Source organism: Alkalimonas amylolytica (assembly GCF_900107845.1).
Classification (GTDB): Bacteria; Pseudomonadota; Gammaproteobacteria; order Enterobacterales; family Alteromonadaceae; genus Alkalimonas; species Alkalimonas amylolytica.
Genome location: NZ_FNRM01000002.1, coordinates 532,784 through 554,988, shown reverse-complemented (window position 1 = coordinate 554,988; position 22,205 = coordinate 532,784). Strand labels below are relative to the sequence as shown.

The window sequence follows — 22,205 nt, the reverse complement described above, 5'->3', positions numbered from 1 at the left end:
GTTAGCACCATCATTTAGTGATGCTCCCTGGTATGCCATAGCCTGAGCAGGTAAATGGTTGCATCCTGGATTTCGTAGCGAACCTCATACTCTGCCACAAAAATTCGCCTGACTTCGCGAGGCTCGAACTGAAAAATCTGCTCGCCAAGGCGGGGATTGGTTCGTAAACAAGTGGGTGCTTTAGTCAATGACTGAACTGCCCGTGCCGCAGCAAGCGGATTGGTTTGCGCCAGAAAGTCATACAGCCGCACCACATCCGACAGCGCCTTACTGGTCCACTTCAGCTCCATCATCGGGGCAGTGGCAAAGGCTGCTCAGTAGCAAGGCTTTTAGCCCAGGCTTGCACCGCCTGATGATCAACCAGCCGGCCAGCATCTACATCCGCCAGTGCCTCGCGTGTCAGACGGTCATGCTCTTCTTCCTGCGCGACCCAGGCTGCTAATGCTTGTTTGATGATCCAGCCGCGCGAACGCTCCAGCCGGTTTGCCAGTTGGTCCACTTTCTCGGCCAGCGGTAAGGGCACATGGGCAGTCAGCACCTTGGTTTCTGATGGTGAGCTATTGTTTTTCATAAGGCATGCCCCTGCTGATTAATTCTGATTCAAAGTTAATCATAGTGATTCATTTGCTGTTGTTCAATACGCCCTGCTAAAAACAACCTCACCGTAAGTTGGGAAGTATTTTGGACACTTTATCCAGTACTCGCTGTGGCGACGATGTCGCTGCAGCCTGCATGACTGGACGACGATGCTTGTGTGCTTGGGCCTAGTGAAAAAAATCATAACTTTATCATTTTAGGCATTATGCAACTCCTCATATTTGAGCAAAAATTAAAGATGCGGTGCAATCTACTCCTAAAATTTTGGTCAGAAGGTCTTCGATTTAAGTTTGCATTGGGAGGCGTCTATTTATTAACGTTAAATGGAGACTTTAACTATGAATCCCAAATATTGGATGATTTCTAACCGGAGTGAACCAAAACGAGTACGGATTGGTTCAAGAGGAAACAACCTGTTAGGAGAAAAAATTGCCCAAGATCTCTCTTATTGGGTTGCTGAGAAAGGGCCGCTCGATAAGATGTCAGCATGGCAGAAAGCCAGTTATAGAGATTTCAAGAAAGCTCTTATGGAACAAGCAAATTCGTTTCCTTTGATCTCTGATCTTGCTGACCATGATGTTCAGAAACATGTGACCCTGTTTGTTCATGGGTATAACAACACCTGGGCTAGCGCCGCACGAAGATATGAAAAGCTATGTGCTGATTTATTTCTTAGCAAAAAAAACCTAGGAGTTTGTGTGTTGTTTACCTGGCCTTCAAATGGGCGCCGAACTAGTTATTATCCTGATCGGGCTGATGCTCGCCGCTCAGCCATTCATTTATCAGAGGTCTTAAATAACTTATACGATTATCTGCTGATGAAACAGAACGAAGTCGATGAGGAAAGACGTTGCCGTGCTAAGACTTCAATCATTGCTCATAGTATGGGAAGTTATGTTTTGCAAGAGGCGTTAAACCTAACATGGCAACATAACAATCAGCCTATGTTAGTGAGTTTAATTAATCAGCTGGTATTAGTGGCGGCTGATGTTGACAATGACTTGTTTAAGAGTGGAGAGAGTGTTGATTTAAGCCTTGGTGATGCGATGGCCCAGCTTACATATCGCATTACTTCCCTGTATACCGGTCGGGATCAAATTTTAGGCATGTCAGCAGGTTTTAAGCACTTTGGTAAAAGGCGGTTAGGAAGAAGTGGCATCGATCGTCGTTATGATGTTCCGGACAATGTGTGGGATATTGATTGCAGTGAGCTCATCGCAAAAAATGAAAAAAACATTCATTCAGCGTATTTTGAAACAGAAACGGTGATTAATTTAATGGAGAAAATCCTTCGAGGTGTTGACCGCCATGAGCTCCTCCGGCAGGGGACAGTTCACAGAGATAATGAACCGATTTTAGCAATTTCTCATTTGACAGCAATACCGCCTCTAAGCACCTAGGTACTAGCAGATAGCACCCAGGCGATAACAGAAAGCAAGTAACGTTTAAGCTGTATGAATTACTTGATTACAACAGAACGGGCAGAATTTTGTGCACTTTATCCAGCGTTTCCTGGTATTCGCTGTTGACTTCGGAGTCGGCAACAATGCCACCACCGGCCCAGCAGTGCAGCTGGCCGTTGCAGGCCACCAGGGTACGGATGGCGATGTTGGTGTCCATATCGCCGCCATGGTCGATGTAACCAATGGAGCCGCAGTACACCGAGCGACGATGAGGCTCCAACTGCTCAATAATGGTCATGGCACTGATTTTTGGTGCGCCGGTAATAGAGCCGCCTGGAAAAGCCGCTAGCAATAAGTCGGTGGCATCGGCGTCGGCTCTAAGGGTGGCGGTCACAGTGCTCACCAGATGGTGCACCGCCGGGTAGCTTTCAATGGCAAACAAATCCGGTACCCGCACACTGCCAGGCTCGGCCACCCGGCCTAAATCATTGCGCAGCAAATCAACAATCATCACATTTTCGGCGCGGTCTTTTGGCGAGTTGCGCAGTGCTTCGGCCGCCTCAGCATCCAGTGTGGCGTCGCTGTGCCGTGGTTTGGTGCCTTTAATCGGCTTGGTTTCTACCTCGTGGCCGTGTAGTTGCAAAAAACGCTCCGGCGAAATACTCAGCACGCAGCCTTCGGGCAAGCGCATAAAGGCAGAAAAAGGCGCGGCATTGGCGGCGCGCAGTTTCCGGTAGGCTTGCCATTCACTGCCCTGGTAGCTGGCACTAAAGCGCTGCGCCAGATTAATCTGATAGCAGTCACCAGCCAATAGGTGTTCATGCACCTTATCAAAACGGGCCTGGTAGCCAGCCTTGTCCATATTGGCCTGCCAGTCGCTGGTTAATGCAAAGGAGGCGGCTTGTTCCCGATACTGACTAAGCCGGTTATTGAGCTTGCTCCAGTTTTGTTCGGCATCGCCGCGATAATCCAGGTACCACAGCTGCTGCTTTTCTTTATCCAGCACCAAAGCCCAGAGGTAAATGCCGATGGCCATATCGGGCAATGGCAAATCCTTGGTTGCAACATTCGGCATCTGCTCGCTGTAGCGGCCAAGATCATAACCGAAGTAACCCAGAGCACCGCCCTGAAAGGGCAAATCGAGCTTGGGAGCAGGTTCAGGAAAGTAGCAGCGCAGCGCTGCTTTAAGCACCGCAAGTGGATGCTGCTGATAGTGATGGGTGCCTTTGTCATCGGTCAGTACCGTATGGCCGTCTTTGGCTTCAATGGTGCAAACCGGCTCTGCTGCCAGCACATCAAAGCGGTTGTTTTTACCCACCGGCCCGGCCGAGTCCAGCAAAATCGCCCAAGGTTGCTGTGCCAGCGGGGCAAAGTAATCCAGCAAATTGGTTGGGGCGTCGCCACTAATATGGTAATGCTGCATGTAAATACCCAAGGTTGCGATCAGGGAAGGTGTATGAAACTCTGGCCGCTGTTTTTGATGCGTTGTATGATATACCCAGTACACCCGCCGGACAAAAAAGTTTGAACGACTGCCTGTGCAGTTACTACGACAGAGGACCGATTCCAGATGACCGTGATCCGCCAGCAAGATTTTATCGACAGCATCGAAGATGCGCTGCAGTACATTTCCTATTACCACCCGCTGGATTTTATCCAGGCGCTGGAAAAAGCCTACCACAAAGAGCAAAACAAGGCGGCTAAAGATGCCATCGCACAAATTCTGATCAACTCCCGGATGTCGGCTGAAGGCCACCGGCCTATTTGCCAGGATACCGGCATTGTCACCTGCTTTGTCAAAGTGGGTATGGATGTAAAGTGGGACAAAACCGACTTGACGGTACAGCAGATGGTGGATGAAGGCACCCGCCGTGCCTACAACAACCCGGATAACCCGCTGCGTGCCTCCATTGTGGCCGATCCGGCCGGTGCCCGTAAAAACACCCGCGACAACACTCCAGCGGTAGTGCATCTTGACCTGGTGCCAGGTGGCGAAGTGGAAGTGATGATAGCTGCTAAAGGCGGTGGCTCTGAGAATAAAACCAAGATGGCGATGCTCAATCCATCCGACTCCATCGTCGACTGGGTGCTGGAATCCCTGCCGAAAATGGGGGCTGGCTGGTGTCCGCCGGGCATGCTCGGCATCGGCATTGGTGGCACCGCCGAGAAAGCGGCGGTACTGGCCAAAGAATCGCTGATGGATCCGGTCGATATTCAGCAGCTGATCGATAAAGGCGCGGAAACGGCCGAAGAGAAACTGCGTCTGGAGCTGTACGAGAAAGTCAATAATCTGGGTATAGGTGCCCAGGGCCTGGGCGGCCTGACCACCGTAGTGGATATCAAAATCAAAAGCGTGCCGACCCATGCTGCCTCCTTGCCGGTGGTGATGATCCCCAACTGCGCCGCCACCCGCCATGTGCATTTCCATCTGGATGGCAGTGGTCCGGCTGATATCAAGCCACCCAAACTGGAAGACTGGCCAGAGGTTACCTGGGAGCTTGGCAGCAATGTGCGTCGGGTCAACCTGGATTCCGTAACACCTGAAGAGGTTCAGAGCTGGCAAGCCGGTGAAACCGTGCTTTTAAGCGGCAAGATGCTGACCGGCCGCGATGCCGCCCATAAGCGCATTGCCGATCGCTTAAATAAGGGTGAGGGCTTACCAGAAGGCGTTGATTTGAAAAATAAATTTATCTACTACGTAGGTCCGGTCGATGCGGTTGGCGATGAAGTAGTAGGCCCGGCAGGCCCAACCACAGCGACCCGGATGGACAAGTTCACCGAGATGATGCTGTCGCAAACCGGCTTGCTTGGCATGATTGGTAAATCCGAGCGCGGTGATGCTACTGTGGAAAGCATCAAACAGCACAAAGCAGTGTACTTAATGGCGGTCGGCGGTGCTGCATATCTGGTATCCAAAGCCATCAAAAAGGCTCGTGTGGTGGCCTTTGAGGACCTGGGGATGGAAGCCATCTACGAGTTTGAAGTGGAAGACATGCCGGTCACCGTCGCGGTAGATAGCCAGGGCAATAACGTCCACAAACAAGGCCCGGCCATCTGGAAAGTAAAAATCGAAGAAATGGCTGGCGCAAAGTAAAAGCGCAGCAAAGCATCCAAACCTGCAAGCCATGCTTGCAGGTTTTTTTTAATCAGGGGAAGCATGCTATGAAAATTAGTTCCTTAACACTCTCAGCCGTGCTGATGGCAGGGTTAGGCGCTCACGCCAGTGCCAAAACGCCGCTGCAGGTGGAGCATCTGGCCCAGCTCAATCAGCTGAGCGACATCGTGCTGGCACCGGGTGGCAATCAAGTGGTATTTGCGCAAAAAAATGGTGGCGTTCAGCCTGCCGATAGCAGCCACGATCTGTACATCATGGATTTAACCACCAACAACAGCATTCGTCGGCTCACCCAAAGCAGCAGCCGTGAGCATCAGGTACGTTGGTCGGCCGATGGCAGTGCCATTTACTTTCTGGCCGACCGTACCGGCTCCAATCAGGTATGGCGGCTAAGTCTTAGCGGTGGCGAAGCCATGCAGCTTACCGACTTACCTCTGCCGGTGCAGGGCTTTCAGGTGTCACGCAATGGCCAAAAACTGGCACTGGCGCTGCAACACAAGCCAGGTTGCGGCGATATTGCCTGCACGCTCAAAGCCAAGGCAGCCGATGCTGCGCGCAAAGATACGGCTATGGTGTACGATCAGCTGATGGTGCGTCATTGGGACCGCTGGCTCGATGGCTACCGTAACCATTTGTTTGTCGCCACCCTGGGTGATAAGCCGGTGACCGATGCGCGGAATTTGATGCCGGATTGGAACAGCGACATTGCTGGTATCAACGAAGTGGCCTTTACGCCGGATCAGCAGCATCTGGTATTTAGCGCCAAAATGCCGGGCGTGGATGAAAGCTGGCACACCAACTTTGATATTTTTGAAGTGAGTATTCAGGGGGGGGAGAAGAAAAACCTCACCGCCGACAACCCAGCCTGGGACTCGCACCCATCGTTCTCGCCGGATGGCCGCTTTATGGCGTATCTGGCGATGCAAACCCCGCAGGCCGAGTCTGACCGACGCCGGCTGGTATTGCTCGATCAGGTCACCAATCAGCGAACGGTGTTAACCGAAGACTGGGACCGCTCTATCTATTCCTATCAGTTTGGTTCGGACAACCGCACCATCTATGTGACGACGCAAGATGTAGGACAGGTCAGTATTTACGCCATCAATACCAGCTTTGGTGATGTGCGCAAGATCTATGGCGATGGCACGGCTGGCCATTTGAATGTGGCGGGTGAGCGCATTGTGTTTAGCAACCACCGGCTGAATCAACCGACTGAAATGTATCAAATCCAAACCGATGGCAATCGGCTGCAGCAACTGACCAATGTCAACGGCCCTTTGCTTGAGAACATTGCATTCGGTGATTTTGAGCAGTTCAGTTTCTCTGGTTGGGACGGTAATACCGTCTATGGCTATCTGGTAAAGCCGGTTAACTTTAATGCCAATCAGCGTTATCCACTGGCCTATCTGGTGCATGGTGGCCCGCAGGGCAGCTTTGGCAATATGTTCCATTATCGTTGGAATGCCCAACTATGGGCAGCCCAGGGCTATGCCGTGGTGATGGTCGATTTTCATGGCTCCACCGGTTATGGTCAGGCCTTTACCGATTCCATCAGCCGTGACTGGGGCGGTAAGCCGCTGGTTGATTTGCAAAAAGGCTTTGAGTACGTGCAAAGCGCCTACCCATGGATTGATGGCAACCGCGCCTGTGCACTCGGCGCTTCCTATGGCGGCTACATGATGAACTGGTTTGCCGGTAAATGGCCGGATGCTTTCCGTTGCCTGGTTAACCATGCTGGCCTGTACGATATGCCAAGCTTTTACGGCAGCACCGAAGAGCTGTTTTTCCCGGAGTTTGATTTAGGCGGTACCGCCTGGGATGAGGATGCCGATTACCATAAATTCAACCCGGCAGCTTATGCTGATAACTGGCAAACACCGATGCTGGTGATCCACGGTTTAAAAGATTACCGGGTGCCTTACGCGCAGGGCCTGGGTGCCTTTACCAACCTGCAGCGCAAAGGCATCGAATCGCGGCTGGTGATCTTCCCGGATGAAAATCACTGGATCCAAAAACCAGAGAACCGGGTGCGCTGGTACAACGAAGTGTTCGACTGGATGAAGCGTTTTACCGCCGAGTAAATCAACCGGTCCATTAAAAAGGGCGCTCAATTGAGCGCCCTTTGTGTATTAACGCCGGGATATTCTTTTACGGAACCACGGCATCAGCAGCAATCCGGCAAACAATGATATGCTTGCTGGTTCTGGGATGCTGGTTACACAATTACCCTGGCCGACACTGATGCAGGCACCCTGAACATTAAGCGGTAAACTCAGGCCATCGCGGCCTACCACATTGCGTTCAAAGTTTGGATCAGCCCCAAAGGTGACCCAGCTAAAGCCATCGGTCAAGGCTTCAAAAGTGAGTGTAAATAAAAGCACAGGTCCGGTTTGCAGATCGAACAGTTCATCATCCAACAGGAAGGAGGTCATAAAACTGTTGACCGAACTGGCCTGCAATTCACTGTCGTATATCGCATCCCAATCTGGATCGAAGGTATAGTTCGACAGGGCAAACTCAAGATTATTTGCTTGCAGGATCAAGCCACTAAAAAGTAACTGAATATCCCAGCCTGCAACAATTTCATCGTTATCGCTCAGGCCACTGACCAGCACATCAATCGATACCAGCTCACCAACATTAACATGTTGGCTGGAAGGCGACAGGTACAACAGGCCTGCCTGTACCGGGGACAATGCCAGTACCAGCAGCAGGGACATCATGGGTAGTATCGTTTTCATCACAGTATCCTCATTTTTCAGCTCAGGCTAGGGTGTGGCACAGCGAGGCAGATCACACTTCATAGTGCACAAGCGCACATCATTCACCGTAATAAGTCCATCGTTGTTCTGGTCTCGTAAATCACCTGGTAAAGCTGCCTGACCAACCGCAGCACGTACCAGGGCAACATCCAGCAAGTCAGTAACGCCATTGCCATTGATGTCGCAGCCCATCACAGCGCCGGCAATGGTCAGATCGAACAGAATTGGCGAGTTGCCGGAGTCATTTCCATTCAGCCGTGTTTGAACCTGCACAAAACGACCTGAGATCCCAAGTGGTGAGGCATTGGCTGTCGGAACATAAGGAAGTGCTGTCAGATTATCGGCTGAGTCGGAAGCCCTGGCAGAAACCTTAATCGAGGTGCCTGCCGGCACGGACTCAGTCCAACTTATGGCATCCCACTCCATGCCGGCACTGTTGCTGTCATAAATAACAGTCCAGGTGCCGGTTGGGCTGGTCACATTTCTCGCAACCAGGCCGGTCGCATCGCTGTAGGTATAGGGCATATTGCCAACCGGAAAGATACCTAATGGCGCCCCATCCGAGCCCCGGTACTTTTGAATGCGTCCGGCACTGGTAAAGCCAATTTGCAGCACATCGTTGTTGGCATCCACCTGGATCCCAACGGATGAACTGCCGCCTGCCTGCAATGGTGCTTGCCATAACAAGCTTCCATCCGGCGCTACTTTGCGGATGGTGGATGAGCCGGCAATAATATTGCCACTGCCATCGGCAACGATACCCGCTGAACCAACGGTCATGTTCGGGATGGCCTGAAACGTATTGGTGGCAGGGTCAAATACCTGATTGCTGCTGCCCAGATACACCTTGTTATTGGCCAGAGCGATGCCGTAATTAAAGTTCCCGCTGAAAGAAGCCACCTGATATGGACCGGTATCGCTCTGAGTATTGGTAATTTTCCCCAGAATGCCACTGAGGGAAGCGCTCCAGAGGGTACCATTGCTGTCAATCAGGCAGCCATAAGGGGTCCAGGAGCCGACGCTCGGCTGGCCCGCAGTTGGCACTGTAGAGATGGGGCCAGCCAGGGTGGAGCCATCCGCAGCACTTACTTTGTAGTAGGTACGGTCATTAAATAAACCTACCCAGAGGTTGCCATCGGTGCCAATACAGAGCGCTCGGCCAAGCACACCGGTTGGCCGCAGTGGCGCACCAATGCCATCTGGCACACGTTTTACCCAAGCAATGCGTTCATCGAGGATTTCATTGTCATCAATAATGCCATTGCCATTTAGATCCGCCAGCGGCATCATCTCACTGGCATCAATGATGCCATCGTCATTGGCATCGAAGGAGGTATCCATAACGCCATTACCATTGCGATCGATAAAGCCTTCCGCCAGAATTTTAATCAGTACGGCTGCACTTTGCGTACCCTGGCTAAAATGCCGGTTTAACACATAAGCATTGCCCTGAATATCGACCGCTGTGCGCGAAGGGGCTGCACCGGCGTAAGCATTGCCTAAATGGTTAAAGTGCCCAGCTTGGCCGGCAGGGCCAAACCAGGTACGGTAACGGGCGATTTCCCGGTTGCTGTTGGTATCAAACTTAGACACCGTATCCTCACCCGCATTGGCAATCCAGGCAATCGGGAAGGTGGTACCTACCTCATTCAGCTGCAATTGATTACTGTTGGGGGCATTGTAGTTAACACCATCTAAAATGCCTAAGGCAAAGTCGGCATCCAGGGTGTAGGTTTTACTGCTGGCAACAGCGGCACTGGAGCAAGCCAGCACCATGGCAAGCGCCAGATGCCGGGCCAAAGATACAGTCCCTGTTGTGTGGTTAGTCGGTTTCATGACGCATTACTCCGTGTAAGTCAGATGCCGCAGTGTGCAGGAACAACACTGATGCAGGCTGTGGTACCTGATCCATATCGTGGAATTGGTTGTTGGTTAGCCGCCCGCTTTGCTGGCTGGGTAGATGGAACGTCCAGAGCTGGGCCGTACCGGTTCTCAGACTCATAAAAACAATGGTCTGATTGTCTGGCATCCATTGCGGATTAAAGTCCTCCCCAGGATGCTGGGTCAGGTTGCGAACAGCCGTGCCATCGGCGTTCATGACGAAAATGTCCATGCGTGTTTTGTCTGGATCATCGCGTGAGCTGGCAAAGGCCAGCATCGACCCATCGGAAGACCAGCGCGGTGTTTCATAGGCCGCCGGATACTCGGATGTCAGGTTGCTGACCTCCCCTGTTACCAGATCTGCTTTCATCAGCGCAGAGTGGCCTCGCATATCGGCGATAAACGCCAGATAACGCCCATCGGGCGACAGTGCTGGCTGGGCTTTCTTGCGTGACGATACCGCTGTACTGATGGGGGTTAAGCCAGAGCCATCGCTGGCGACCAGCCAGATCTCGCTGGAACCGCCCTGGTGGTCACCAACAAAAGCCAGGTATCTGCCATCGTTCGACCATACCGGGGCTCCAGGCCCTTTATCGTAGCCATCTTGTGCCAGCACGGTAAGGTGACCATCGACGACGTCGACTGCATGGATAGCAGCACCAGGCTGATCTGGCGTACTGGCAATAAAGGCGATAGTACGGCCGTCAGGGGACCAGGAAGGGGAGGTCTGCCAATCCGAAGTCGCATGCAAGCGCGAAGTGCTTTTCTGTGCCAGATCCAGCAAATAAATAGCCGACACACCATCCCGTACCGAACTAAAGGCGATGTGGCGGCCATCAGGTGACCACACGGGTTGCAGGTCATTGTATTGCCCTTCAGTTAATGCTTGCTCTTTACCTATACCTAAGGTGGTAAAGATCTGCACATGCTCGTGCCGCATTGAGATGAAGGCAACCGGATGATCCAATAGGGAGGCCTCTGTGCTCAGGACACAACCAGGCACCAGCCCTGTCGAAATAGACAGAAGCACTAGGTAACGAAGCATGGTTAGTCTCCTGCCGGCCGCACCAGCACCAGAGTTGAAGTGATAAGCTGATGTTGCTCATCAAACATCAACACCCGGTAAGTCCCTTCCACACTGGTGTACAGCTGGAAATTGGTACTACCATCCGCACCGACCTCAATCAACTCGCTGTGTGAGCTATCGTCGGAGTGCACTTCAATCCGTAACGAGCTGTTGAGTGGGAGGTGGTGGCCTTTCAGTTGGACAATATCGCCAGCAACCGCTTGGGATGGGCCTGATAAACTTGGTGTTGTCGCCAGTACCATGCTGCTGAATACACAGCTGATGGCGATGGCAAGGGGCTTTATGCAGCCCATACTGATTCGAGTGTTGTGTTTAGGTTTCATCGCTAAGTTTCTCCTTTTAACAAAGCAGAAACCCGCATTAATGCTGAATATGCAGGTAATTACAGCAGTTGCTAATAAGCATCAAACGCGCCAAAGTGATAACCAATTGCTTTTGATAGACTTATTGACAGCGAGGGACAGTTTAGCGGGGGCTTATGTAAAGCAAGCTGACATGCGAAAGTGGCACAGCTGCTAAGCAGTTAAGTAAAAATAGTTCATTTTCAAGGGTTTGAAATAAACACAGGCTGCGCCGTTAGCAACAGCCTGTGTCAATCAATGGCTAGTAAGCCTCGGTATGCACGTCGCGCACCGCACGGCCGGATGGATCGGTCATTTCCGCCATTTTGGCATCCCAGGCCAGGGCTTCCGGTGTGGAGCAGGCCACCGATTTGCCACCTGGTACACAGGCAATGGCACCTGCATGCGGGAAATGCTCTTCAAAGATCACCCGGTAGTAATAGCCTTCTTTGGTATCCGGTGTATTCACCGGGAAGCGGAAGCTGGCCGTGGCCATTTGCTGATCGCTGATTTCATGCTCGGCATGGGCTTTTAAGCTGTCAATCCAGCTGTAGCCTACGCCATCGGAGAACTGCTCTTTTTGCCGCCATAAAATTTCATCCGGCAATAAGCCATCAAAGGCCTGGCGCAAAATGTGTTTTTCCATTTTGCCTTTGCCACACATCTTCGCTTCCGGGTTCAGGCGCATCGCCACATCCATAAAGGTTTTGTCCAAAAACGGTACCCGGGCTTCAATACCCCAGGCCGACATCGCCTTGTTGGCGCGGTTGCAGTCGAACATATGCAAGCGGCTGATTTTGCGCAAGGTTTCCTCATGGAACTCTTTGGCATTCGGTGCTTTATGGAAATACAGGTAGCCGCCAAAGATTTCATCCGAGCCTTCACCCGACAGCACCATCTTAATGCCCATGGCTTTGATTTTACGCGCCATCAGGTACATCGGGGTAGAGGCCCGAATGGTGGTGACATCGTAGGTTTCCAGGAAGTAGATCACATCACGCAGTGCATCCAGGGCTTCCTGTATTGTAAAGTGTACCGAGTGGTGCACCGTACCAATGGCATCGGCCACTTTTTGCGCGGCTACCAGATCCGGTGAGCCGGGCAGGCCGACCGCAAAGGAGTGCAGCCGCGGCCACCAGGCTTCGGTTTGGTCGTCATCTTCCACCCGGCGCTTGGCAAACTGCTGGGCAATGGCAGAAATTAAAGACGAATCCAGGCCGCCGGATAACAACACGCCGTAAGGCACATCCGACATCAGGTGGCTTTTCACACTTTGTTCCAGCGCTTTACGCAGCTCTGTTTCATCGGCCGGGTTGTCTTTCACCGCATCAAAACTTTGCCAGTCACGCTGGTAGTAGGATTCGAGCTTGCCCACCTTGCTGTCAAAAATATGCCCTGGCGGGAACTCTTTAATTTGCTTACAGACCGGCACCAAAGCCTTTAGCTCGGAAGATACAAACAGCTGGCCATGCTCATCGTAGCCGTAATACAGCGGAATAATACCAATGTGATCGCGGGCAATCAGGTAGCGCTCTTGCTCGGCATCGTACAGCACAAAAGCAAACATGCCGTGTAGCTTATCGACAAAGTTTACACCATGCTCTAAGTACAGTGGCAGAATGACTTCGCAATCCGACTTGGTTTTGAACGGATACGGCGATATCAGCTCTTTTTCCAACTGCTTATGATTATAGATCTCACCATTCACTGCCAGAATGTGATTTCGTTGCTCATTAATCAGAGGTTGGGCACCATTTTCAGTATCTACGATGGCCAGGCGCTCGTGCGCGAGGATGGCATTATTGTCATTCCAGATCCCAGACCAGTCCGGACCACGATGACGTAACAACTTAGATAACTGCAGCGCCTGCTGGCGCAATGCTTTCACATCAGTTTTGATGTCAAGCACCCCAAATATCGAACACATGTTCACCTCTGTAGAATTAGTTTAATTTCGTTTGGCAGTATGTACGGCTATCCGTACCCCCTGAATGTGCCATGCCCAGCACAAAAAGCAAGTGCTTTTTGCAGCTTTGTTTCATGGTAAACTTTCAAAGCAAACGACAACAAAGTGAGCTTATGCAACCGACCCGAATAAAACCCCGTTTTAGCCCACCGGCTTATTGGCAAGCGGAGCTGTTTCAAAGCAATCCAATTTTCCAGGACTTGCAGCAATTATTTCAACCCGGCAGCTGCCGCGACTGGCCTGAGCCAGATTGGCTGAATACCTTGCGTAGCAGCACCGACTTTTGCTTTGTCGCCAACGAGCTGCTGGAGCAGGATGGCCGTTATTACGAAGACTATATTTATGCAACGCAGCAAATTCCCACCCGGGCAGAAAATTGGCATGATTTATTCGGTGCCTTGATCTGGTGTTTATTCCCAAACACCAAGGCGTTGCTCAATCAGCTACATATTCAGGAGATAGCACGGGCAGGGCATAGCCCGCGCACGGTACTGCGCAATAAAATCACCTTGCTCGATGAATGCGGCGTACTGATTGCCTTCACCCCATCCCAGCGCAGCATGGTGCAGCAGCTGCAACAGCATCAGTGGACCGGCGCTTTCTGGCAGCAGCGAGCGCAGTGGTGGCAGCAAATCCGCCCTGTGGTGTTTGGCCATGCCATTTATGAAATGGCCACACAGCCTTTTATCGGTTTAACGGCCAAGTGTTGGTTTATCGAGGTGCCGGAAGACTTTTGTCACTGGCCGCTGTGCAAAAGTTATGCATTTTTGGATCAGCAACTGTGCCAGCAAATCAGTCAGCAATCAGAGTACTTATTGCAAAAGACACAGCTGACACCACTGCCACTGCTTGGTGTGCCAGGGTGGCATGCGGACAATCAGCAGCTGGCGTTTTACAGCAATACCGATTATTTCCGCCCAAAAAGGCAACACTAGCGCAATAACAGCGAGCGTCGGCAAAGCCCCATTGGCTGGCCTCTATAACGGGATTGAAGTAATAATTTTTTTGCTTAAATGCTTCAATTGAAATATCATCGATTTTTTTTGTTAATGATTGGTTTTTTCGGCTTTTAGGGAGTTTTTACGTGAAAAGGAGCTTCTGAATGAACAGAATCACCCTTACTGAGACAGCACAAACAAACCCACATTACCTCTGACAGAGTTCAAAAAATGAATATAAACATATCTTTATCAACTCCTGCCATGATGCTGTTGGGGGTTTTTACTGGCTTCATCTTTATTGGCTGCAGCGATGCCAGTTTTGACAACTACGAGCCGGACAGCGAAACATCAGCTTTTATTGATGATGACTACCATTGGGAACTGGATGGTCATCCAGATGATACAGCGGTGGTACCTGATGCAGCAGGACCATCGGCTCAGCAGTTAGTGCAGCAACACGATATCCAGCGCACCCACATGCTGTATTTCCCGCTTGATTCTTTCAATACCACGGACCCCATGCAGTTGGCCCAGATGTCGCATCATCGTCTCAATAGCCTCACAACCAATACGAATGTGATTGAGCAAATAAAACTCTGCCATAAAACTGCGATGCAATCGGATGGAATAATGGCCAGCACCTATTTGCATGGTTCGAAGGATGCTGAGGATGAAGCCACCCGGCAGTATGGGCAACAACTCTATCAAGCTTACCTAAACAAGTATGCTCCTAACAAAGGACAATCGTTAGAAAATGATCTGCATCTGTATTACATAGAGTTGGCGCCCAACTTCAGCTTCGACAGTAATGGACGGCTTGATGCTTTGTACGATGCCTTTTGGCAGTGGTGCATCGCATTACCCAATACGCATTGGACCGGTCGCTATCAGGATAACCCGATACAGCAGCTGTAATGTCATACGAGACCAATAGACGATACGCTGATGGCACATTCCACTTGGTTTTTTCTGGTTATTTTACTGTGGAGCTCAGGGGCATCTGCACCCTGTTTTTTGCGCGATGGGGCTATACCCAACGTTGTCGTCTTTAATGCCTACGAACAAACGCCGAAACTTACGGAATCGGCTTTGCAAAAGGCAGGGATTTTTATTCAAGGCGATGAAACGGATATTTATGTCCGTTTGCAAAACAGGTCAGGTGAGCAGGTCGACAGCTGGATTGGGCAAGACCCAAGGCGTGAAGACCCGTCGTTGTTGGACGCTTTTTATAGCCAGGTTTGTCAAAAGGAAGTGCTGGTACTGGTGATCCAAAAGCGCATCAATACTGCCATCACCAGCGGCAATAGCTACTTCAATGCATTATTTGATCCTGGATCTGGTGGCTGGATCGCGACCCTTCGCGGTGCCAAAGTGAAAGACAAGGAAACTGACGAGTGGTTTGTCGACAGTCAAAAGGCGTTGTTAGCAACCTTAGCAACCGGTATGGAGTTGGACTGCTCGCTCTTACCAGCGGAAAGATAATATCTATTTGGGGTAGGAAATTCGGATAATGCCATTCGCTATGTCACGATAAGTTATCAGGCACACAGTACAAACAACCCTATGAGCCGATCATCTACCAACAGTACTTTTTGATTACAATGGCGATGGTAACTGGCAACGTAACACCATACGCTGGACCAGATAAGCAGGGCTGTATCTTCATAGCAAAACCTTTTTAACCGCAGTAAAAGGCAGCCTCTAAAATCTGCTTACATTTTTGCAAGCGGAAAACGTCGAAAGCAAATTGCTATTCATTCGCCCCTCTTGAATAATACAGTCTCGTTTTATGACTGGATTGAGCAAGCTTGCTGTGCCAGCTGAAGCCAGTCATCATTGCTTCATCATTATGACTTTACACCCCAGAAGGACTCGAGGATGATCGAAATTAACAACCTGGCCAAGGCCTTTGCGCTTGGTAAGGGATCCAAACTGTCTGAAAGTGAAAAGCAGGATGTTCGATACAGTAAGACGGCCTTTCATTCGGTACGTGATGTCAGCTTTCATTGCGACCAGGGTGAGGTGCTTGGTTTGCTTGGACCCAATGGGGCCGGTAAAACCACCACTTTGCGCATGCTCTCCACCGCCTTAAAACCAGATGGCGGTACGGTCCTGATCAATGGTGTCGATGTCCTGAAACAACCCCTGAAAGCACGCCAGCAAATTGGTTTTTTATCCGCTGATACTGGCCTGTATGGCAAGTTAACGGCATTTGAGAATATTGCTTACTTTGGCCGCTTGCACGGCATGAAAGAGTCCGCTTTGCGCCAGCGCATCGATGAGCTGTTCACGTTGCTGAACATGCATGATTTTGCCAATCGCCGCGCCGACAATATGTCCACCGGCATGAAGCAAAAAACCGCCATCGCGCGGGCTGTGGTACACAGTCCCAAGGTGGTGATTCTGGATGAGCCGACCACCGGCCTCGATATTATGACGGTGCAAACCGTACTGGATTTTATTCAGTCACTTAAAGCACTGAAAACACCGGTTATCTTCTCAACCCATCACCTGGACGAAGTGGCTGCCCTGTGTGATCGGGTGGTGGTGATTGATAAAGGCATCAGCACCTTTTCCGGCAGCATCGAAGCCTTCCGGCAGTGCACTCCCAGTGGCGATCTGCGCGAAGCCTTTTTATCTGTGATTAATCAGCCGGAAACAGCAACGGCACAAGGAGTAGCCTGATGTGGCAAGTGTATTTTAAAGAACTCACCGAGCTAATGCGTGACAAGAAAACACTGATTTTTGTTATTTTGCTGCCAATCCTGATTTTCCCGGTGCTGTTTGGCGTGATGGGGCTGGTGCTCAGCACCACCACCAGTAAGGCGATGCAGGAAGAGCACCGCTATGTAATCGTCAATGCCGATCAGGCACCGCAGTTTGCTGAAGCGCTGTTTTACCATAAAAACTTTCGCCGGATAGAATCCGACCTGGCTGAACCGAGCCAGCTGATTGCGGCAATCCGGGCCGGTGATTTTGATATGGCGCTGGTGATCCCGGCTGATTTTAAACAACGTCAGTCTGCGGTAGAGCAAAGCGAGTGGCAATTGATTTACAATCAATCCTCGCAGCTGGACTTTATGTTTCAGTACTTTAATGAGCTGATGCGTAAATTTACCGAAGATCTGCAAATGACCAACCTAAGTCAACTTGGGGTGGATCCGGAACGCTTACAAGCCATTTTAAAGCCGGTCGAAGTGCGCCGCATCGATACCGCGGATACCCGAGAAAACATCGGAGAGAAAATCGGCGCCTTTATTGCCTATATTCTGATCCCGATTTGCCTGATGGGTGCTTCTTATCCGGCCATTGATATGGGCGCTGGCGAAAAAGAGCGCGGTACCCTGGAAACCTTATTGATCTGTCCGGTGAGCCGAACGGCCATTGTGCTGGGTAAGTTTCTGACGGTATTGACCACAGGTTTGGCGACAACCCTGATTACAGTCGTCAGTCTGGGGGTCTGGACAGCGGTGATAAGTTCTTTTGCTGGCCTGGATGTAGTGGCTAATGTGATGTCGAGTATCTCTATCACCGATTTGCTGCTGATCTTCCTGATGCTGCTGCCCATCTCGGCTATTTTTGCTTCTTTACTACTGGCGATTTCCATCTATGCCAAAACCTTTAAAGAAGCACAAAATTACATGAGTCCCTTGTCCTTTATCGTGTTAATGCCATTGGTGGCTGCTATTTTGCCAGGTGTGAATTTGACCACTACCACAGCCATGATTCCACTGACCAATGTAGCGCTAGCCATCAAAGAGTTGATTAAAGGCACTGTTGATTATGGTTTGCTGATGATGATCTTTGCATCCACCGTGGTACTGGCCGGCGCTTTAGTCGCTTTCTGTGTCCACTGGTTTCAGCAAGAGAAGGTGTTGTTTCGGTAACTCTGCCCCTAACCCCCTCTTTATGAAAGAGGGGGTGATTTATCACAAACAGAGAACGATGAGAGCTTCAATCGATAAATACTATTGATAATAGTTATTAATTAGATTATGATCACCCTATCAACTGAGGAGTGATCCTATGTACGTTTGCCTGTGCAAAGCTGTGACCGACAAAGCCATTAAGCAACATGTTGCCAATGGTGTGCGCTCGATGCGTGAACTGCGTGCCTGCAGCGGTTTAGGCAGCCAGTGCGGTCAGTGTACCTGCCAAGCCAGTCAAATTTTGCATAATGAAACTTTGCTACACACACAGCAAGATTTTGACTTAGCTCACGAAGTTGCCTAGTAATACAGCTTTTTTTGGCTTAAAATTCTTTTTTTCTGCATTTTTATTCTTTTCTTTTTGCGCTGGTTCTCAAGCCAATGCTTTTGCGGCATACTGCATAACATCTTAGTAAAGCGGAGTTTCTTATGCAGCCTATCCAGCAAGTGGCCATCGTTGGTGGCACTCATGGTAATGAGTTTTCCGGTATTTATTTAATCCGTCAGTACCAGCGCCAACCTGAGCTTCTGCAACGGCAGAGCTTTCATGCCTGGACACTGTTTGCCAATCCACAAGCGCATAGCGCCAACAAGCGCTACCTGGATGCTGATTTAAACCGCCAGTTCCGCCGCGAAGATTTGGACAACCCCAGTCATAGCAATTACGAGCAAAGCCGGGCCAAAGTGATTGATGCCGTGCTTGGGCCCAAAGGCAATCCGAAAGTGGATCTGGTGATTGACTTGCACAACACCACCAGCAATATGGGGCCGGTGCTGATCCTGACCCAGGCTGGTGATTTTTACAACCAACTGGCCGGTTACGTCAAAATGAAAATGCCGGAAGCGGTGATCAGCTGTGACGAAGATCACTTGCCCGCTGAAGAGCATAAACTGCTCTGCACTACAGGCCGCTATGGCGTCATTGTCGAAGTGGGGCCGCAGCCACAGTCAGTACTTCGGCAAGACGTGCTGGAACAAATGCACAGCATGACGCAACACATTCTGGATTTTACCGACTTATACAACCGCCAGCAGTTGCCTGAGCTGCCTGCTGCAGTAGAAGCCTACCGTTACCTGCACAGCATCACCCTGCCGGTCAATGAGCAGGGCGAGCGTCTTGGTATGGTGCATAAAAACGTGCAGGACCAGGATTTTAAACCGATCAAACCGGGTGACCCCATCTTTAAGCTGTTTGATGGCCAAGAGCTGGCCTATGAAGGGCAGAGCGAAGTTTACCCAAGTTTTATCAACGAAGCAGCCTATTACGACAACAACCTGGCGATGTCGTTGAATGAGAAGATTATACTGCAGGTAGCGCCTGTGCGACCCTCGGAATGACGTCAGCTTTGCTGCCTGATAACCATCTGGCGTTGCCAGCGTCATGACGAGGCTTTACCTGTGGTAACCAGAGCCGTTGGCGCCTTATCACAGCAAGTTACTTGTCAGTAGCTTGCTCCAGCTCCCTGCGAATCGCCGGCAAATCCGGCCGGCACAACAGGTAGGTCAGTGGCCGGGTAATGGCCGGATACACAACAATCAGCGCAATGGCGTAGGGGATAATGCGCCAGTCATTGGCCTCTGCCATCATCAGAAAGAACACAAACAAAATCACCAGCTTGATAATATTTAGTAGCAACTTCTTCGGTACCGGCAAGCGATCGGCTGCTGTACGCATCACCTGCATCCGCTCGGCAAAGTTCAGCCCTTCAAGTTCGGGAATACGTTGACTGTTAAAAAACATCTGGGACCTCATTTTGATGCATTGCTACCGGAACATATGCTCTTTACACTAAGTGTTAGTTTATCAGATGGGATACATGCTGTCGTGTCTGGCACTCTGTTGTGATACTTCACTACATAAATTGTTTATAATTGTTGCAGCTATACTGGCAACTGGATTTGATACTGGCATCAATGAAGTTGAAGTGATACTATTTTTGCACTGTTCTGGACGCCAGATAAACCCCTATAAAAAGCTCAGACTGCGGTTGCTAAGCGGCAGTTTATGCTTAATGAAGATGGATTTTATGCACAACACCCGAACCAGCTTTTTGCGTCTGCTGCTGATAGCTGCAGCCGTCTCGGTAAGTGCTGCCTGTGTCAGCACCAACTCAAACAGCACTTCTGTGCTGTCAGCTGACTCCATTGCAGCGATGCCCTTGTTACCAGCCAGCAGTTTTTCGGTGTTGGCGCTGGCCAACAGTGGCGATCAACTGCAATTAACAGAATCACCCTGGGGCAACCCGGTACAGGCGACGGTAAGAGATCGCTATATTTCAGCCAGCAACCGGCTTTGCCTGGCGCTAGACCTTGCTTTAGCGCAGCGCAGTGAAACCGCGCTGGTTTGCCAGAATGAAGCGCAACAATGGTACCAGAGCAGGGCTTTGGCATTCTGAACAAGGTAGAGAAACTTTATGCCTGCTTCAGGCACGGCAGCAAACGGATGAACACGATGAAACAAATTTCTTTGCGCCTTGGCCGGTTTGCTGTGGCAGCATTTGCCGGCTTTTTATGTTGCAGCACTATGGTACTCGCTAACTCCTTTGCTGATCAGGCTCAACAAGCTCAGATACGGCAGGCTCAAGCCATGCAAGCGCAGCAGACACTTCAAGAGCCGGTTTCAAGCGTCAATTGGCAGCAAGGCGGGTATGGCCCTATCCCCACTATGGCGCAGGGTGCAGGCAAAGACATACGCCCGTTTGGTGCTGAGTTATTCAGTGGCGGTTTTCGAGGTACCCGAGCCGATGGTCTGAACCCAGATTATAGGATTCTTCCCGGTGATCAGATCACCTTACGTGTGTGGGGAGCCATCGATATTGATCGTATTTTGCCGGTGGATGCGCAAGGCAATATTTTTATTCCCAGCATTGGCCCGGTGCAGGTGCAGGGGGTCAGTCACAATCAGCTCGATAGTATTGTGCGCAATGCCGTTCGCAAAGTCTATCCGGACAATGTGTATGTATACACCAACTTGCAGGGTGTGCAGCCGGTGGCAGTGTTCGTCACTGGCTTCGTCAATAAGCCGGGCCGTTACGCTGGCGTTCCTAACGACTCCATTCTTTATTTCCTTGACCAAGCGAGCGGCATTGATGAAGAGCAGGGAAGTTATCGCCGCATTCGTTTGCTACGTAATGGTGAAACCCTGGCAAAAATGGATTTGTACGATTTTTTGCTTGAAGGTAAGTTAGAACATGCCCAGTTACAAAATGGTGACACCATTCTGGTGGAACGGCGGGGGCCCCAGATTGCAGTGCATGGTCAAGTTGGCAGGGCATATTACTACGAGCTAAACGATGACGTGCTCTATGGCGCCACTCTGATGCAACTGGCACAACTGGATGCCGGGGCATCCCATGCCTTGGTGCGTGGCCAGCGTGCCAATGGCCCCTATGCCAATTATCAGGCTTTGGAGGCTTTTGCCGAACTGACTATCGCCAATGGCGATGAGGTGGTTTTTGTCGCCGATCGTCAGGCTGATACCATCGTTGTGCAACTGGAAGGCAGTTACTATGGGCCATCCTTCTTTATTTTACCGAAAAATGTCACTTTGCATCAGTTGTTGGATAATATCCCGGTTGATCAAGTGATTGCTGAAACCCGCAGCATCTCCATTCGTCGGGTCAGTGTAGCCGAGCGTCAGCGTGAATCCCTGCTCGAGTCTTTACGGCGGCTGGAAACCACCTACCTTGGAGCCTCGTCATCAACGGCCGAAGAGTCTGCCATTCGGGTACGTGAAGCCGAGCTCATCAGTGCTTTTGTGGCCCGCGCCCGCGAAGTAGAACCCAATGGTCGCCTGGTCGTTAGCCATCGTGACCAACTGTTGGATGTGCGTTTGCAAGATGGCGATATAATCACTATCCCGGAGAGGTCGGATTCTATTTTAGTCAGCGGCGAAGTTTATATCCCGCAAGCCTCGATTTTTGTTCCGAGTATGAGTGCCTGGGATTACATCGAAGCTGCTGGTGGATTTAGCCAGCATGCCGACAAACGACGTGTTCTGATTGTGCGGCAAAATGGCGAAGTGAGAAATGCGCGTGATGTTGAATTGCGTGCGGGTGATGAGATCTTGGTGTTACCAGCCGTCACCACCAAGAATTTACAACTGGCATCGACACTTACGCAAATTATCTATCAAATTGCTATTGCTGCCAAAGTGGCGCTGGACATCTAACGGAGCAGGCAG

The 22,205-nt window shown here is 50.7% G+C and carries 21 protein-coding genes; 12 read left to right on the top strand and 9 right to left on the bottom strand.

Annotated elements, in window-relative coordinates; translation table 11 throughout:
• Positions 1–14: 14 nt before the first annotated feature.
• The gene (locus BLW37_RS05985; RefSeq protein ID WP_091340945.1) at positions 15–290 is read right to left on the bottom strand and encodes a type II toxin-antitoxin system RelE/ParE family toxin; all 276 of its coding nucleotides are present in this window, start codon (positions 288–290) and stop codon (positions 15–17) included.
• Positions 290–571 carry a CopG family ribbon-helix-helix protein gene (locus BLW37_RS05980; RefSeq protein WP_091340943.1) on the bottom strand — a complete coding sequence of 94 codons (282 nt, stop codon included), beginning with the start codon at positions 569–571 and terminating at the stop codon, positions 290–292. Before BLW37_RS05980 ends, BLW37_RS05985 begins: the two co-directional genes overlap by 1 nt.
• A 364-nt stretch (positions 572–935) precedes the next feature.
• Between BLW37_RS05980 and BLW37_RS05975 the strand changes: the two genes are divergently transcribed.
• On the top strand, positions 936–1,997 hold the full coding sequence (locus BLW37_RS05975) for an alpha/beta hydrolase (protein ID WP_171907558.1): 1,062 nt from the start codon (positions 936–938) through the stop codon (positions 1,995–1,997).
• A 67-nt stretch (positions 1,998–2,064) separates the two neighbouring features.
• Here the strand turns inward: BLW37_RS05975 and pabB are convergent, their stop codons facing one another.
• Positions 2,065–3,423 (bottom strand): aminodeoxychorismate synthase component I, encoded by a 1,359-nt coding sequence (pabB, locus tag BLW37_RS05970; RefSeq protein WP_091341104.1) that lies wholly within the window; start codon positions 3,421–3,423, stop codon positions 2,065–2,067.
• A gap of 147 nt (positions 3,424–3,570) precedes the next feature.
• On the opposite strand from pabB, the gene BLW37_RS05965 reads away from it, so the two are divergent.
• The gene (locus BLW37_RS05965; protein ID WP_091340940.1) at positions 3,571–5,094 is read left to right on the top strand and encodes a fumarate hydratase; all 1,524 of its coding nucleotides are present in this window, start codon (positions 3,571–3,573) and stop codon (positions 5,092–5,094) included.
• A gap of 68 nt (positions 5,095–5,162) precedes the next feature.
• The gene (locus BLW37_RS05960; RefSeq protein ID WP_091340938.1) at positions 5,163–7,196 is read left to right on the top strand and encodes a dipeptidyl-peptidase 5; all 2,034 of its coding nucleotides are present in this window, start codon (positions 5,163–5,165) and stop codon (positions 7,194–7,196) included.
• Positions 7,197–7,244: 48 nt separating this feature from the next.
• Here BLW37_RS05960 and BLW37_RS05955 read toward each other — a convergent pair whose 3' ends face one another.
• From BLW37_RS05955 to asnB, 5 genes are all read right to left on the bottom strand, one after another.
• Positions 7,245–7,856, bottom strand: coding sequence for a hypothetical protein (locus BLW37_RS05955; RefSeq protein WP_091340937.1), 612 nt, complete (start codon positions 7,854–7,856; stop codon positions 7,245–7,247).
• Positions 7,857–7,883: 27 nt separating this feature from the next.
• Positions 7,884–9,713: a hypothetical protein gene (locus BLW37_RS05950; protein WP_139243669.1), complete on the bottom strand. Its 1,830-nt coding sequence runs from the start codon at positions 9,711–9,713 to the stop codon at positions 7,884–7,886.
• A complete protein-coding gene (locus BLW37_RS05945) occupies positions 9,700–10,803 on the bottom strand; it encodes a TolB family protein (protein ID WP_091340933.1) in 1,104 nt (367 codons plus the stop codon). Before BLW37_RS05945 ends, BLW37_RS05950 begins: the two co-directional genes overlap by 14 nt.
• A gap of 2 nt (positions 10,804–10,805) precedes the next feature.
• Positions 10,806–11,168: a hypothetical protein gene (locus BLW37_RS05940; protein WP_139243668.1), complete on the bottom strand. Its 363-nt coding sequence runs from the start codon at positions 11,166–11,168 to the stop codon at positions 10,806–10,808.
• Positions 11,169–11,448: 280 nt separating this feature from the next.
• Positions 11,449–13,113, bottom strand: coding sequence for an asparagine synthase B (gene asnB / locus BLW37_RS05930; protein ID WP_091340928.1), 1,665 nt, complete (start codon positions 13,111–13,113; stop codon positions 11,449–11,451).
• Between the two features lie 113 nt (positions 13,114–13,226).
• Between asnB and BLW37_RS05925 the strand changes: the two genes are divergently transcribed.
• From BLW37_RS05925 to BLW37_RS05895, 7 genes are all read left to right on the top strand, one after another.
• Positions 13,227–14,087 (top strand): DUF3025 domain-containing protein, encoded by an 861-nt coding sequence (locus BLW37_RS05925; protein ID WP_245785628.1) that lies wholly within the window; start codon positions 13,227–13,229, stop codon positions 14,085–14,087.
• Between the two features lie 234 nt (positions 14,088–14,321).
• A complete protein-coding gene (locus BLW37_RS05920; protein WP_139243667.1) occupies positions 14,322–15,008 on the top strand; it encodes a hypothetical protein in 687 nt (228 codons plus the stop codon).
• A 99-nt stretch (positions 15,009–15,107) separates the two neighbouring features.
• The gene (locus tag BLW37_RS05915) at positions 15,108–15,575 is read left to right on the top strand and encodes a hypothetical protein (RefSeq protein WP_139243666.1); all 468 of its coding nucleotides are present in this window, start codon (positions 15,108–15,110) and stop codon (positions 15,573–15,575) included.
• A gap of 396 nt (positions 15,576–15,971) precedes the next feature.
• Positions 15,972–16,778 carry an ABC transporter ATP-binding protein gene (locus BLW37_RS05910; protein WP_091340922.1) on the top strand — a complete coding sequence of 269 codons (807 nt, stop codon included), beginning with the start codon at positions 15,972–15,974 and terminating at the stop codon, positions 16,776–16,778.
• Complete coding sequence (locus tag BLW37_RS05905) at positions 16,778–17,980, top strand: ABC transporter permease (RefSeq protein WP_091340921.1); 1,203 nt, start codon at positions 16,778–16,780, stop codon at positions 17,978–17,980. The genes BLW37_RS05910 and BLW37_RS05905 overlap by 1 nt, the downstream gene beginning before the upstream one ends.
• A 139-nt stretch (positions 17,981–18,119) precedes the next feature.
• Positions 18,120–18,326: a bacterioferritin-associated ferredoxin gene (locus tag BLW37_RS05900; RefSeq protein WP_091340919.1), complete on the top strand. Its 207-nt coding sequence runs from the start codon at positions 18,120–18,122 to the stop codon at positions 18,324–18,326.
• Positions 18,327–18,451: 125 nt separating this feature from the next.
• Positions 18,452–19,360: an aspartoacylase gene (locus tag BLW37_RS05895; protein ID WP_091340917.1), complete on the top strand. Its 909-nt coding sequence runs from the start codon at positions 18,452–18,454 to the stop codon at positions 19,358–19,360.
• A gap of 97 nt (positions 19,361–19,457) precedes the next feature.
• Here the strand turns inward: BLW37_RS05895 and BLW37_RS05890 are convergent, their stop codons facing one another.
• Complete coding sequence (locus BLW37_RS05890; RefSeq protein WP_091340915.1) at positions 19,458–19,763, bottom strand: DUF6170 family protein; 306 nt, start codon at positions 19,761–19,763, stop codon at positions 19,458–19,460.
• Between the two features lie 286 nt (positions 19,764–20,049).
• Between BLW37_RS05890 and BLW37_RS18705 the strand changes: the two genes are divergently transcribed.
• Entirely contained in the window at positions 20,050–20,418 is a 369-nt protein-coding gene (locus BLW37_RS18705; RefSeq protein ID WP_171907557.1) for a DVU3141 family protein, read from the top strand.
• Positions 20,419–20,474: 56 nt separating this feature from the next.
• Positions 20,475–22,193 carry a polysaccharide biosynthesis/export family protein gene (locus BLW37_RS05880; RefSeq protein WP_425426602.1) on the top strand — a complete coding sequence of 573 codons (1,719 nt, stop codon included), beginning with the start codon at positions 20,475–20,477 and terminating at the stop codon, positions 22,191–22,193.
• Positions 22,194–22,205: the final 12 nt, after the last annotated feature.

Coding starts and splice junctions, on each gene's coding strand:
- BLW37_RS05950 (WP_139243669.1), bottom strand. CDS start 9,713: ATGAAACCGACTAACCACACAACAGGGACTGTATCTTTGGCCCGGCAT.
- BLW37_RS05980 (WP_091340943.1), bottom strand. CDS start 571: ATGAAAAACAATAGCTCACCATCAGAAACCAAGGTGCTGACTGCCCAT.
- BLW37_RS05945 (WP_091340933.1), bottom strand. CDS start 10,803: ATGCTTCGTTACCTAGTGCTTCTGTCTATTTCGACAGGGCTGGTGCCT.
- pabB (WP_091341104.1), bottom strand. CDS start 3,423: ATGCAGCATTACCATATTAGTGGCGACGCCCCAACCAATTTGCTGGAT.
- BLW37_RS05965 (WP_091340940.1), top strand. CDS start 3,571: ATGACCGTGATCCGCCAGCAAGATTTTATCGACAGCATCGAAGATGCG.
- BLW37_RS05900 (WP_091340919.1), top strand. CDS start 18,120: ATGTACGTTTGCCTGTGCAAAGCTGTGACCGACAAAGCCATTAAGCAA.
- BLW37_RS05920 (WP_139243667.1), top strand. CDS start 14,322: ATGAATATAAACATATCTTTATCAACTCCTGCCATGATGCTGTTGGGG.
- BLW37_RS18705 (WP_171907557.1), top strand. CDS start 20,050: ATGCACAACACCCGAACCAGCTTTTTGCGTCTGCTGCTGATAGCTGCA.
- BLW37_RS05985 (WP_091340945.1), bottom strand. CDS start 290: ATGGAGCTGAAGTGGACCAGTAAGGCGCTGTCGGATGTGGTGCGGCTG.
- BLW37_RS05880 (WP_425426602.1), top strand. CDS start 20,475: ATGAAACAAATTTCTTTGCGCCTTGGCCGGTTTGCTGTGGCAGCATTT.
- BLW37_RS05955 (WP_091340937.1), bottom strand. CDS start 7,856: ATGAAAACGATACTACCCATGATGTCCCTGCTGCTGGTACTGGCATTG.
- asnB (WP_091340928.1), bottom strand. CDS start 13,113: ATGTGTTCGATATTTGGGGTGCTTGACATCAAAACTGATGTGAAAGCA.
- BLW37_RS05975 (WP_171907558.1), top strand. CDS start 936: ATGAATCCCAAATATTGGATGATTTCTAACCGGAGTGAACCAAAACGA.
- BLW37_RS05910 (WP_091340922.1), top strand. CDS start 15,972: ATGATCGAAATTAACAACCTGGCCAAGGCCTTTGCGCTTGGTAAGGGA.
- BLW37_RS05890 (WP_091340915.1), bottom strand. CDS start 19,763: ATGTTTTTTAACAGTCAACGTATTCCCGAACTTGAAGGGCTGAACTTT.
- BLW37_RS05925 (WP_245785628.1), top strand. CDS start 13,227: ATGGTAAACTTTCAAAGCAAACGACAACAAAGTGAGCTTATGCAACCG.
- BLW37_RS05940 (WP_139243668.1), bottom strand. CDS start 11,168: ATGAAACCTAAACACAACACTCGAATCAGTATGGGCTGCATAAAGCCC.
- BLW37_RS05960 (WP_091340938.1), top strand. CDS start 5,163: ATGAAAATTAGTTCCTTAACACTCTCAGCCGTGCTGATGGCAGGGTTA.
- BLW37_RS05895 (WP_091340917.1), top strand. CDS start 18,452: ATGCAGCCTATCCAGCAAGTGGCCATCGTTGGTGGCACTCATGGTAAT.
- BLW37_RS05905 (WP_091340921.1), top strand. CDS start 16,778: ATGTGGCAAGTGTATTTTAAAGAACTCACCGAGCTAATGCGTGACAAG.